The sequence below is a fragment of the Varibaculum prostatecancerukia genome, from assembly GCF_943169825.2.
Lineage (GTDB): Bacteria > Actinomycetota > Actinomycetes > Actinomycetales > Actinomycetaceae > Varibaculum > Varibaculum prostatecancerukia.
This window is the reverse complement of sequence record NZ_OW968402.1, coordinates 815,470-828,214: the sequence shown is the minus strand read 5'-3', so window position 1 is coordinate 828,214 and position 12,745 is coordinate 815,470. Positions and strand designations below refer to the sequence as shown.

Annotated in this window: 10 protein-coding genes; 2 read left to right on the top strand and 8 right to left on the bottom strand. The window is 53.8% G+C overall.

Going from position 1 to position 12,745, the window contains the following annotated elements:
- Positions 1 to 6: 6 nt before the first annotated feature.
- Positions 7 to 1,521: a tRNA (N6-isopentenyl adenosine(37)-C2)-methylthiotransferase MiaB gene (miaB, locus tag KO216_RS03510; RefSeq protein WP_215522934.1), complete on the bottom strand. Its 1,515-nt coding sequence runs from the start codon at positions 1,519 to 1,521 to the stop codon at positions 7 to 9.
- Positions 1,522 to 1,628: 107 nt separating this feature from the next.
- Positions 1,629 to 2,828 (bottom strand): DegT/DnrJ/EryC1/StrS family aminotransferase, encoded by a 1,200-nt coding sequence (locus KO216_RS03505; protein WP_215522933.1) that lies wholly within the window; start codon positions 2,826 to 2,828, stop codon positions 1,629 to 1,631.
- A 225-nt stretch (positions 2,829 to 3,053) separates the two neighbouring features.
- Between KO216_RS03505 and KO216_RS03500 the strand changes: the two genes are divergently transcribed.
- Positions 3,054 to 4,085 (top strand): lipid II:glycine glycyltransferase FemX, encoded by a 1,032-nt coding sequence (locus tag KO216_RS03500; protein ID WP_215522932.1) that lies wholly within the window; start codon positions 3,054 to 3,056, stop codon positions 4,083 to 4,085.
- A gap of 167 nt (positions 4,086 to 4,252) precedes the next feature.
- Entirely contained in the window at positions 4,253 to 5,473 is a 1,221-nt protein-coding gene (locus KO216_RS03495) for a DUF1015 domain-containing protein (protein WP_215522931.1), read from the top strand.
- Between the two features lie 97 nt (positions 5,474 to 5,570).
- Here KO216_RS03495 and uppS read toward each other — a convergent pair whose 3' ends face one another.
- From uppS to KO216_RS03465, 6 genes are all read right to left on the bottom strand, one after another.
- Positions 5,571 to 6,353 (bottom strand): polyprenyl diphosphate synthase, encoded by a 783-nt coding sequence (gene uppS, locus KO216_RS03490; protein ID WP_215522930.1) that lies wholly within the window; start codon positions 6,351 to 6,353, stop codon positions 5,571 to 5,573.
- Between the two features lie 7 nt (positions 6,354 to 6,360).
- Positions 6,361 to 7,089, bottom strand: coding sequence for a DNA repair protein RecO (gene recO / locus KO216_RS03485; protein WP_215524033.1), 729 nt, complete (start codon positions 7,087 to 7,089; stop codon positions 6,361 to 6,363).
- Between the two features lie 205 nt (positions 7,090 to 7,294).
- Positions 7,295 to 9,046, bottom strand: coding sequence for a 2-isopropylmalate synthase (gene leuA / locus KO216_RS03480; protein WP_215522929.1), 1,752 nt, complete (start codon positions 9,044 to 9,046; stop codon positions 7,295 to 7,297).
- 131 nt (positions 9,047 to 9,177) lie between these two features.
- Positions 9,178 to 10,236 carry a LacI family DNA-binding transcriptional regulator gene (locus KO216_RS03475; RefSeq protein ID WP_215522928.1) on the bottom strand — a complete coding sequence of 353 codons (1,059 nt, stop codon included), beginning with the start codon at positions 10,234 to 10,236 and terminating at the stop codon, positions 9,178 to 9,180.
- A 155-nt stretch (positions 10,237 to 10,391) separates the two neighbouring features.
- A complete protein-coding gene (era, locus tag KO216_RS03470) occupies positions 10,392 to 11,453 on the bottom strand; it encodes a GTPase Era (RefSeq protein WP_251451797.1) in 1,062 nt (353 codons plus the stop codon).
- Entirely contained in the window at positions 11,450 to 12,745 is a 1,296-nt protein-coding gene (locus tag KO216_RS03465; RefSeq protein WP_215522927.1) for a hemolysin family protein, read from the bottom strand. Before KO216_RS03465 ends, era begins: the two co-directional genes overlap by 4 nt.

Genomic DNA, 12,745 nt, shown 5'->3' with positions numbered 1-12,745 from the left:
AGCTACCTACCCACGAGGACGAATAGCGGGAATTCCCAGAGACACCTGCTGGGAGTATTCTTCTTCTTTACTTTGGCGCGCTTCCCAGGCATCTCCGGCTCTAGTAGCGCGCACCGAGAACATTCCCCCGTTGAGGGCGGAATCCGCAATCAGGTTATGAGGCGCGCCGTAAGTAACTTTCGCAGTCACGATATCTCCAGGTCGTGGAGCTTTCTGTCCGGCAGGTAGCGCCACGTGGACTAGGCGACCATCGCGCGCCCTGCCTGACACCCGGTGAGTTTCTTGATCTTTTCGACCCTCGCCCTCAGCCACTAAAACTTCAACGGTGCTTCCTTCCAACTTTTGGTTTTCTGCCAGGCAAATCTTTTCCTGCAAGGCAATCAAACGGTTGTAACGCTCTAGCTTGACCTGGTGAGGAATCTGATCCTCGCGATCGGCCGCCGGAGTGCCCGGACGCGGCGAATACAGGAAAGTGAAGGCAGAAGCAAAACGGGCCTGCTCCACTACCTCTAGGGTTTGTTGGAAGTCTTCCTCGGTTTCCCCCGGGAAGCCGACAATAATATCAGTTGAAATCGCGGCCTCAGGCATGGCCTGACGTACCTTATCTAGTATCCCTAGGAAACGTTTTTGCCGGTAGGAGCGGCGCATCGCGCGCAAAATAGTATCGGAACCCGACTGCAACGGCATATGCAAAGTGGGCATCACGTTTTCAGTTTCCGCCATCGCCCAAATCACGTCATCACTAAAGGCTGCCGGATGGGGGGAAGTGAAGCGTACCCGCTCTAAATCTTCAACATTTCCGCAGGCACGCAGCAGCTTAGCGAAGGCTCCGCGATCACCAAATCCGGCTCCATAAGAGTTCACGTTTTGCCCCAGTAAGGTAACCTCCAAAGCTCCCTGTGCCACCACGGCCTCAACTTCCGCGAGTACTTCCCCAGGACGCCGATCGCGTTCGCGCCCTCGCAAAGAAGGAACAATGCAGAAAGTACAGGTGTTATTACAACCCACCGAGATGGATACCCAGGCGGAATAGGCGGATTCGCGGCGGGTAGGCAAAGTGGAGGGAAATACCTTTAGAGATTCTGCGATTTCTACCGCTGCCTGCCGGTTATGGGCGGATCTGCGCAGCAGGGCGGGGAGGACGTCAATATTGTGGGTACCGAAAACCGCGTCCACGTAGGGGGCTTTTTCAATGATTTTCTCGCGCATCTGTTGCGCTAGGCAACCCCCGACCGCGATCTGCATTCCGGGGCGCTCCCGCTTCACGCTGGCTAGTTGCCCCAGGTTCCCGAACAGGCGGTTAGCTGCAGCTTCCCGCACCGAACAGGTGTTGATTACGACTACATCTGCTCCCCCGTCACCTGCATTGGTGGCGCGCGCGGCGGCGGCCGGCACCAGCTCTACTGGCACCAGGCCGTCAGCTTCTAGCAGACCCGCCATGCGTTCGGAGTCATGCTCGTTCATCTGGCACCCCAGGGTGCGCACATGGTAGGTTCGGGGCATTTTATCGTTGCTTGTCATCGCGCCTAGTCTAATAGGCAAGCTGTCAGGGGCGAAAACTACTGTGACCGAGGGCTCTCTGCCGTAGTTACTTGTTCGCTTCCCCGTCCGGCCTGAAAAAGTGGCTGTTAGGAGTTATCGCCTACCCACTGGTTTACCAGGGAGACGATTTCTTGGGCTCGCGGAACGCTTTCCTGCGTGGGAAGGTTAATGGCGCTTTCTATCAGGCGCTCGGTATTGGGCAAGTCGGAAAGCTCAGGATCTAGGTTGTAGAGCTCGTAGTCTTTTACCCCAGGAAATAGTGCCGGTCGATACCAGCGTCCCGGGTAATAGCCGCGCGCGTGCAAGAAAGAAAAGAGGCTTTCCGCCCCATTGGCCGAGGTAGCGCCCTCAACAAATATCGGGAAACGCACTAGAGCCTGGGAATCACTGATATCTGCCGGTATTTGCAGCCGCCGCCTGAGCTTTTCTTGATAAACGTGCTGCACTTGCTGGCGTCGCCGCCGAGTAGCTTCAATCTTATTCAATTGCGAAAGCGCCTGATCTGCCACCCACTTGGAGGGCAAAGCGGGGGCACGGTCTAACTTTCCCTGCTGCTCCAGGGGAATAATCGGGGCTAAAAATCTATCGGTTTTTATTAGAGTTTTCCGCAGGGGAGCCGAGAGCATCTGCGGTAAATGGTTGAGTACCCGCACTTGGTTAAAATAGCGGCGCATGGCTTTTTCTTCGCGCCCCTGGGGAGCGCGCACCCCGGCGCAAGCGGTCTTAAGCTCTTCCACAAAGCGTTGGTGCTGCGGGCTGCGCTCCTTCAGGCGCGGATTAATCCAGATAGCACCCCCAAACTTGGTAGGCAGAAGTTTTTCTACCCCGAAAGAGTGCACCGAAATATCCGCCAGTGGTTCTCCCTGGTTATCGCGAAGCATTGATCCGACGCAGTGAGCGGAGTCTTCCAGAAAAATCGCCGGGGTGCTCTGAACCCGCGAACGCAACAGCGCCGCCTTGCTGTCCGCGAGAATTCCGAAAGTGTTCTGCCACACCACCGCCCGCGTCTGCTCATGGAGGGGCGCGAAGTCGGGGACTAAAGCGATGGAATCGGGATCAATATCCCCGTATTCGGGTTTAAGACCAGCCACCAAGATGGGGTTAATCGCAGTGACACAGGTATACGCCTGAGTGGTTACCGTTCCCTGGCCAAAGCATTGGTGCAAGGTTTGGTAGACGGTTGCCATCCCGTGGCGGGCGCGCATAAATAAGAACCAATCTTCAGCGCGAGTATCAGTAAGCGTAGCGAGACAGTTTTTCAACGGTAGGAACGCACTTTGGGTCATGTAGACATTCTAAAGCCCGACAAAGAACTCCCCCAAGGAATATGCTGTTTGGAGCGGATACCATTACTTTAGGGCAAGAAGATACCGGGATAGCTCCTCCCTAGAATCCCGTTCAAAGTAGCTGATAAATGGGATCACTACCGCACTCCAGGAGTAATGTATCCTAAGCAATGATTTCATTCCGGGAATATATGTGGTTATCCCAGATAAGCGAGGAGCATTATCGTGCCCATTTTGGATTTATCTAATAGTGAAGCAGTAGCTCGCTATGAAGAATTCGTTGCTTCCAGTCCCTACGGTCACGTCATGCAATCCTTAAACTGGGCAAAAGCAAAGAATAACTGGGATAGTGACTACGTATATCTGCAAGACGATGCGGGAAATATTACTGCTGCCCTGTCAATACTTTCTATCAGGAACCATGGCGAGCATGCTTTTATGTATGCCCCCCGCGGTCCCGTCTGCAATTTTAAGGATATTGACACGGTGAAAGCGCTGGTAAACGAGGCCGCCCCGGTGATTGAAAAACGCAACGGTTTTGTTTTAAGGATGGACCCCGAGTTTGCCTACGACGAAGAGGTGCTTGCAAGCTATCGGAATGCCGGCATAGATAATCTGGAGATTACTACCCGCGGAGCCGATGAACACAACTTTTCTAATCCCAGGATGAATATGATTGCGGACATTTCCATGGGATCGCATGAAGGGTTTTTGAAGACCGTAAAATCAAAAAATAAAAGCAAAATAAAGGTTCCTTACAAACATGGTCTAGAAACTTTACGCTTCCATCGCGGTGATCCGCAGTTCGAGGAAACTCTCGATAAATTTTATGAACTAACCAAGATAATGGCGGAGCGGCAGGGAATCACCTATCGCCCTAAAGATTATTTCGTGCGCCTATTTAATGCATTCCCACCGGAAGCAGTAACTCTCTATGAAACTCGCACCGCCGAGCATGAGGTACTCTCCTGCGCTATCACTTTGGGATTTAACCGGAAATGTTTTTATATTTACGCTGCTAGTTCCAATGAAAAACGAAATCTGCGACCCAACTATCAAATGAACAATGAAGCGATTAAGGACGCTATTGAACAGGGATATACCCAATACGATATGGGAGCAATCTACGAGGTGGATAACTCCGGCGGACTCTACAGCTTCAAAAAAGCATTTTGTGGCGAGGGCGGTCTATTAGAAATGATCGGGCAGTTCGACTGGGTATTCAACCCCGATGTTTATGCCTACTTCCGTAAATAGCCAGAGGAAGCCAAATATTTTCCCTACGTAACCAGGACAGGAAACCAATTCCTTCTACACCAGTCCAGGATTCTATCTTTCCGCCGGCTAATAGTTGGCGCGCAACTACGAAACCTAGGCTCAGCCGATAAACTGGAGGCAAAGGTAATAGCTTTAAGGAGATTTTGATGCCGAAGTTGCGTCCTTTTCGCGCTCTGCGTCCCACTAGCGAGGCCGCCCCGCGAGTAGTGGCACTGCCCTATGACGTCATGAACCGGGAGGAGGCGGCAGAACAGGGCAAAGACCCCGATTCCTATCTACATATCACCCGCGCGGAGATTGATTTACCCTCAAGCGTGGATCAACACGCTGACCAGGTGCACGAGCAGGCCGCCGCCAATCTGGCCGATTTTATTGACCGTGGGGTGCTGGTCCGTGAAGACCGCCCCTGCCTGTATCTGTACCGGGAGACTTGGCGAGGCGCCGCCCAGGTGGGAATCGTCGGGTGCGCCCAGGTAGTCGATTATCAAAACGGAACTATTAAGCGGCACGAAAAAACTTTGGCAATCAAAGAGTCCGACCGAATTAAACATTTCGACCGGGTAAATGCCCACACGGAACCGGTGTTTCTCACCTATCGAGCCAATCAAGAAATCGACGAGATCACCGCGAGGGTAACCAAAGAAACACCACTGCTTGAGGGCAAAACTTTAGATGGTACCCGCCATGAGCTTTGGCCCTTATCGGATGAAGATACCGCCTCGGCTGCTCGCGCCCTAGAGGCGCTGGACTACTTCTATATTGCCGATGGGCATCACCGCTCCGCATCGGCGGCAAAAGTGGGACTTACTCGCCCGCAGCGCCCCGAAGCTCCCTGGAATGAGTTTTTAGTGGTAGCGGTTCCCGACCACGACTTGCGCTGCCTTCCCTATAACCGGCTAGTGCTTGATTGGGGAGATACTAACCCCGCGCAGTTCTTGAACGACTTAGCGCAGGTAGCGGCGATAACTGAACTAGGAAAGTTCGCTCCCCCAGAAAATGCCGGCTCGTTCAGTATGTATCTGGGCGGCAAATGGTATGCATGCAGTTTCCATCCCGGGGTTATAGCTGGTAAAAAGCTGCCCGATTCCTTAGACGTATCTTTGCTGCAAGAAAAAGTGCTTTCTCCCCTACTGGGAATTAAAGATCCCCGCACCAGCGAGCGCATCGATTTCGTAGGCGGGATTCGCGGGGATGGCGAGCTGAAAGCAGCGGTAGATAATGGCGCGGCGTGTGCCTTCTATATGTATCCCACCCAGATTGACCAAGTGATGGAAGTGGCAGATGCCGATAAAATCATGCCCCCTAAGTCCACTTGGTTCGAGCCGAAACTGGGCAGTGGCCTGTTTGCCCATCCTCTCTGGGATTAGTAATACCGGGGTTAATCATCCTTATTTTTACCAGGGCGCACTTCGGGATTTTCAAGGGCCCGGTTGTGTCGGCTGCAAAAGGCTGCTAACAGGGTACTTAGGAGCCTTGGGGCTGATCTTTGGCTCCTCCAAAACGCCGATTGCGCCCTCCAAAAGCTGCTAGTTCCCGCCAGAGTTGTTCCCGTTTAAAATCTGGCCACATCTCGGGAACAAAGCTAAGTTCCGCATAGGCACATTGCCACAGCAAGAAATTAGACAGGCGCTGTTCCCCGGAGGTGCGGATCAGTAAATCCACATCCGGCATTCCTCCTAGATACATTTCTCGCGCTAAGGTGTCCTCGCGGATATGGTTTTCGCTGATTTCCCCGGCCGCTACCCGGCGGGCAACTGCGCGGGCAGCGTCCACCAGTTCCGCGCGTCCTCCGTAATTTATACACATATTGAACACCATCCCGGTGTTTTTCCTGGTCAAATCGGCGGCAGCTTCTAATTCTTTGATAACTGACTTCCAGAGGCGCCCGCGCCGCCCCGACCACACTATGCGCACGTTCCAGTCGTTGAGTTCGCGGGAGCGCCGGCGAATCACGTCTCGCGAATACCCCATAAGGAAACGCACTTCCGCCGGGGAGCGTTTCCAATTCTCGGTGGAAAAAGCATAGACGCTCACCATTTTCACCCCAGCCTCGACTGCTCCTGCCAGGGTGTCCATCAGCGACAGTTCTCCGGCTTGATGCCCTGCCGTGCGCGGCAAACCCTGTTGATTAGCCCAGCGTCCATTGCCATCCATGATTAGCGCCACGTGGGTGGGAACCTGCGATAACGGAGGTATGGAGGCGCCCTGCCCGGGGGGAATAGTTGCTACCAAGTCTTTATCGCTCATGTTCTTATTATGCCTTGCGTTCCCTGACCGACAGGGATTTTAGTTTTCTCTCTAAAACCCACTCGGTATAGGCAGTAACCACTTCTTCTGCGATGCCCTGGGTTAGAGCATCTGCCTGGTAAACCTGTGGCCATTGCCCGGCAAGCAGCAAAGTAAGCAGCTTGGTTACTGGATCTGAGATGCGTATTCCTCCGCTGAGCTGGCAATCTGCGCATACCACCCCACCTGCTGGCGCCGAGAATACTTTAAAGGGGCCGTCAGATCCGCAGAGGGAACACGCGCTTAAAGCCGGAGCCCATCCGGCAATCGCAAGGGTGCGCAAAAGATACGAGGATAGCACCATGCCGGGGCGGTGCGCGCGGTTCGCTAAGGCTGGTATTGCTCCAGCAAGCAGACGGTATTGGCTGCGCGAAGCCTCGCCCTCAGAAAGTTTTTCCGCGGTTTCTAACATTACCTGCCCGGATAGGTAACGTTCATAATCGGCGGCAATCGCCGGGGCATTCAGGCTGAGCGACTCGGCTTGGGTGACGGTATCCAGATTTCTCCCCAGGTGCAGCTGCAGTTTTACCCGATTAAAGGGACTGAGACGCGCCCCGAATTTCGAGGAGGTGCGGCGCAGTCCTTTAGCTACTGCCCGCACTTGCCCGTGCTCGAGGGTGAGCAGGGTCAAAATCATGTCTGCTTCCCCTAGCTTGGTGGTTCGCAGGACAATCGCCTGGTCGGTATAGGTTCGCAGCACCCGGTTATTATCTCACATCTACTTGCTAGTTCAGCTTTGACACAGTTCAAAGGGCGCTTACGGGCGAGAGCTAGCGGCCGCCTCCGCAAATACTAATGCCAGCAGCCACGTAAAACCTACAAAACGATTGCTAGACTTCCTGAAAAACGACTTTTAGCATCTATTAATCGAGTTCAAAACACTATTCGAAAAAATCCACGCCTTAGCGTTCCGCGCGGTTGAGGGCGCTGATGACTGCCTTATAGGTAGCGCGGGTAATCGATGGATCGATACCTACTCCCCACAGCACCTGACCGGCAATCTCGGCCTCGACATAGGCTGCTGCCCGCGAACTTTCGCCGGTTTCCATCGCGTGCTCGACATAGTCCAGAACTTTGATATCCAGCCCTAGCCCTTGGAAAGCAGTAATGAAAGCCTCGATAGGTCCGGGCGCCACCGCTTCTAAAGTCCGCATAGTACCGTTATCGCTTACCTGAGCCCGCAGGGACACTTCCCCAGTTTCGTGGTTGGTATCGGCGCGAGAATCCCGCAGCTTAAAGCGGCCCCAAGGCGTGAGGCTGTGTTCTTCGCCGGGCAAATATTCATCGGCAAAAATCTTCCACAAATGCTGCGAGTCGACCTCGCCCCCGAACTCTTCTGTGTAGTCCTGAACGTGACGATAGAACTCCACCTGCAGGCGGCGTGGCAAATCCAAGGAATAATCCCGTTTCATCATGAATGCGATTCCGCCCTTGCCGGACTGGGAGTTCACCCGAACCACTGCCTGGTAGTCGCGCCCGATATCGCCCGGGTCTATCGGTAAGTAAGGTACTGTCCAGATAACTTGGTTTTGGTCGCCACCGGCAGCTTTAACCTCCCGGGCACGCTTATCGAAGCCTTTCTTGATGGCGTCTTGGTGGGAACCGGAGAAGGAGGTGTAAACCAAATCGCCGGTATAGGGTTGGCGGGGATTGGTTTCCATGCGAGTACAGTGCTCGACCGTTTCGCGCACCTTATCCAGGTTAGATAAATCCAGCATGGGGTCGATGCCTTGGGAATAAAGATTCATCGCCAAGGTAATCAAATCTACGTTGCCAGTCCGCTCGCCTTGCCCCAAGAGGCAGCCTTCTACCCGGTCAGCGCCTGCTTTCATAGAAAGTTCCGCGGCTGCGATCCCGGTGCCGCGGTCATTATGGTTATGTACCGACAGGCATACGTGTTCGCGGCGGCTAAGGTTACGGCTCATCCATTCAATCTGATCTGCATAGGAGTCCGGGGTGTAACGCTCTACGGTAGCCGGCAGGTTCAAAATAATTTCGCGATCCTCATCGGGCTGCCAGATATCCATGACCGCTTCACAGATTTCCAGGGCAAACTCAGCTTCGGTATCCACGAAAATCTCGGGGGAATATTGCAGACCAAAAACCGTAGAATCATCCAATTGCTTTTCCGCTTGCGCGATTACTTCGCGTACCCCGCTCACCGCCAGTTCTACGGTGGCCGCCTTATCGTTGTGGAATACTACTTCCCGAAAAGTGGGTGAGGTGGCGTTATAGATATGCACATTGGCACGCGGCACCCCCACTAGGGATTCCACGGTGCGTCCGATTAGGTCTTCGCGCGCCTGGGTGAGGACTGAAACGCAGACGTCTTCGGGAATCGCGTCATCTTCAACTAGTGAGCGCACGAAGTCAAAATCTACCTGTGAGGCCGCCGGAAACCCGATTTCGATTTCTTTCATCCCTATCTGTACCAACAGATCGAACATTTTTCGTTTACGCAGCGGATCCATAGGGTCAATCAAGGCCTGGTTGCCGTCTCGCAAATCCGTAGATAGCCAGCGAGGAGCCTGGGTAACATTTTTATCTGGCCAGGTACGATCCGGCAGTTTTAGGGAAGTATCCCAAAAGTGGGCATACTTTTGAAACGGCATCCCGGACGGTTGTTGACGAGGAGCTTTACCAGTAGTTCGCATTCTAAGATTTCTTTCTGCTTTTTAAGTGGCTGGCCGAGGACAGCAAAGAATCCCGCGACGAGTCTCGACCAGTTTTACTGGACTTCGTCGCGGCAGCCTAGCAGCAGAATCAATGCGCGCATATACCTACTCTAAACAGTTTTTCCACTTTCTGGTAACCAACGTCCCGCATATTGAGCGGACAGGCTTGGCCCCTGGGTGGACTCTCGGGGAATAAAGGCACCTTCACCCGCCACTAAAACATCCCCTGCCTTAGGTACATAGGCCGCCCCGAAAATCTGTTTCATCAGTACAGTTACCCCTAGATTAGCCAGCTTGTCTACGGGTTGGTCAATCACGGTGATCGCCGGGGACATCACCGAGAACCAGGGAATGTCATCAATCGCTACTAATCCTAAATCGGAACCTAGCTGCATCCCCATGCTCTTGGCAATCATCAATACTCCCAGGGCAATCTGATTAGAGGCGCAAATAATAATATCTGGACGGTAAAGCGCCAGCAGCGCCCGGGTAGCGCTGGCAGCCGAAACTGCCTCATGGGGGCAATACTCCACTTCTAGCTTTCCAAAACCACAACTGGCCAAAGCTTCCTGTAGCTTTTCTGTGCGCCTTTGCCCCGATAAACAAAACTCTGGACCCGCCAGGTAGGCGGGACGGTGATAACCGACTTCCCGTAAATGCTCAGCCATATCTCGCATCGCCTGGGTGGAGTCAATAAGTACCGAGGGAATCTTGGTTCCCGGAGCTTCCCGATCTAGAGCCACCATTGCTATTCCCTCGGGAGGAGCCGGATGCTTCCAGCCAGGCTTAATCCGCGAGGGAGGCACCACTAAAAGTCCATCAACCCCCTGTTTTACCAGCGATCGAATTCCGTTTTCGTAGCTTTGCCCGTCCTCATGGGCATTTGAAAGCACCAGGGAGGTCTTGTGGGAATGCACCGCCCGCTCCACGCAATGCGCTAGCATCGCATAAAACGGGTTCATCACGTCCCCCAGCACCAGTCCGATAGCTCCGGTGCGTCCGGTCCGCATCGCCGCTGCTAGGCGGTCTTTTTGATAGCCGAGTTCCTCGGCGGCGGCTACTACTTTAACTCGGGTAGCAGGCGCTAAATGGGTACTTCCATTGAGGGCGCGCGAAACGGTGGCAATTGAAACTCCGGCGGCTTTAGCCACGTCACGGATGGTTGCCACAGAAAACGCCTCCTCGCGTAAGTGTTTTATCGTTAAAATCCTAGCAAGAAAATTCCTGACTAGGGAAACGTTTACAAGATTGTGCTGTTGCTAAGAGTGGCGGAAAACCTTATTTTTCCAAGCTCCAGTCTCTAAGAGATATCCCTGCTGGTGAGCTAGAATCCCAGGCGCCCCAGCATTTTGGTATCCGACTGCCAGTTCTTCGCCACCCGCACATGCAGATGTAATTGCACCGGTTTTCCTAACAGTTTTTGAATCTGCCGCTTAGATTTGATCCGTACCCGCCGAATATGGCTGCCTCCTTTACCAATCAAAATTCCCTTTTGAGAATCGCGTTCCACGAATACGTTAACGTGTACATCTAGGGGTTTGGTTTCCTCTTGAGATGACGAGGATGCGCCCTCGGCAACAGCAACTTTAGGCGAGGTCGCACTCTCGGAACCGGCAGCATCCCCGGTGTCCGCGGTGGCACCCTGCTTACTTTGCGGGGCGTGGTGCGTTCCGTATCCCAAGCGGGGGCCGCTATCTTCCCCTTGGTAGAGAATCTCTTCTACCTGTACCGCAATCGAGTGTGGAAGTTCTTCCCGCACCCCTTCTAAGGCGGCCTCGCGCACAAACTCGGCAATCATTTTTTCTACCGATTCATCGCTAACCTGATCGCGGGGATATAGAGGCGGGGAGGACGGCAGGTATTTGGCAATCTGATCAGCCAGCACCGATACCTCCCCCTCTAGGGCGCTGAGGGGAACAATCTCTTTCCAATCCCCCAGTTCCCCCGCAGCTACCAGTGCCGCTACCATGCGTTCTTTAGAAACCAGATCTGCTTTGGTAACCGCCAAAATCACCGGAATTTTCAGGTCTTTCAGTTCCGCTGCAATATAGCGATCCCCCGGACCAATCTTTTGATCTGCCGGCACGCAAAATACCACCGCATCTACATCTACCAGAGCTTCGCGCACCATATCGTTAAGGCGCTTACCTAGCAGCGTACGGGGTCGGTGCAACCCGGGAGTATCCACCAACACAATCTGGTAATCCTCTCCCTGGACTACTCCCCGCACATTGTGACGGGTAGTTTCCGGGCGAGAAGAAGTAATCGCCACTTTCTGCCCTACCAGCGCATTTGTTAGCGTGGATTTTCCTACATTGGGTCGTCCCACGATTGAAACGAATCCCGCGCGATGATTTTTAGGCTCGGTTTTTTCTTGCTCGCTCATTCCTCGTCCGTTTCTGTCTCTAGGCGTTTTACCAATAGGGTATCCATCTGCCGGCGGCGACCGGCAACCGTTTTTACAGTTAGCTCCAGCCCTTTGACCCGGGCATAAGAGCCGAGCAGTGGCACTTTGCCCAGCGCTTTGGCCAGCAGCCCGCCGACAGTATCTACTTCGTCATCATCTATTTCCAGATCTACCAGTTCGGCCAAATCGTCCAAACCTAAGCGGGCAGGCACCACCCAAGTATCGGCGTCGATTTGCTCGGGTTCTTGTTCGGCGCGATCATGCTCGTCAGTTACCTCTCCCACCAGCTCTTCTAGGATATCTTCTATCGTTACCAGGCCTACGGTGCCACCCCATTCATCCACTACCACCGCAATATGAGGGGCATCGGCTTGCATTTGGCGCATCAAGTCGTCGGCGAGCATTACTTCAGGAACAAAGAATGCTTCGCGCATCATCTCCGGAACCGGGTGATCCATTAGCTCGGGACGGGAAAAACAGCGGGAAACCACATCTTTTAGGTAGAGCATTCCGCGCACATCATCGGCATCGTCACCAAGAACCGGAATCCGAGAAAACCCGGATTGGATAAAAATTTCAAAGGCTTCCCGGGCAAGGGTGGTGGTCTCCACCGACACCATATCGGTGCGCGGCACAATAATTTCGCGCACCAAAGTGGTGCCTAGTTCCAGAGCGGAACGCACAATCTGACGATCTTCGTCCTCGAAATCCAGGTTTTCTTCCTCGGCCATTTCATCGACCATTTCCCGAAAATCTTCGGCGATTTCCGCGCGAGAGACGGCCTCATCTACTGGGGAAAGTGGCGCTATTTTGTGCGCGATCCACTCTATGGGGCGATATAGAACCGAGATTTTCAGCCCAAAACTCACCAATTTACTGAGCCACAGGGCAGTGGCTTCGGGGCGGTAATGCCCTATCCGCATACCCGCAAATGTGGCAAAAATCAGCAGCAACGCTCCCAATACCAGTAGTGACACTAATAGCGCCACCCACCAGACCAGACCGAAGCCGAGCATAGCTAAGGTCATACAAGTAGCTGCTAAGACTTGCGCGAATAGGCGCCAGGACTGGCAAATAGCCACGGTGCGTGCCCGGTCTTCAACCAGTGAACGCACCAGGCGGGCACGGCGATGTCCTTCCTCCACCAGGTCTTGGGCGCGAGCGTGAGACAGAGTTTGAAAAGCTCCCAAAGCTGCCGTCCAGGCAGCGTCTACCCCCACTAGCACAATCGCTAAAACGAGTAGCCCGGCGGCAGGTATCTGGGAGAACAC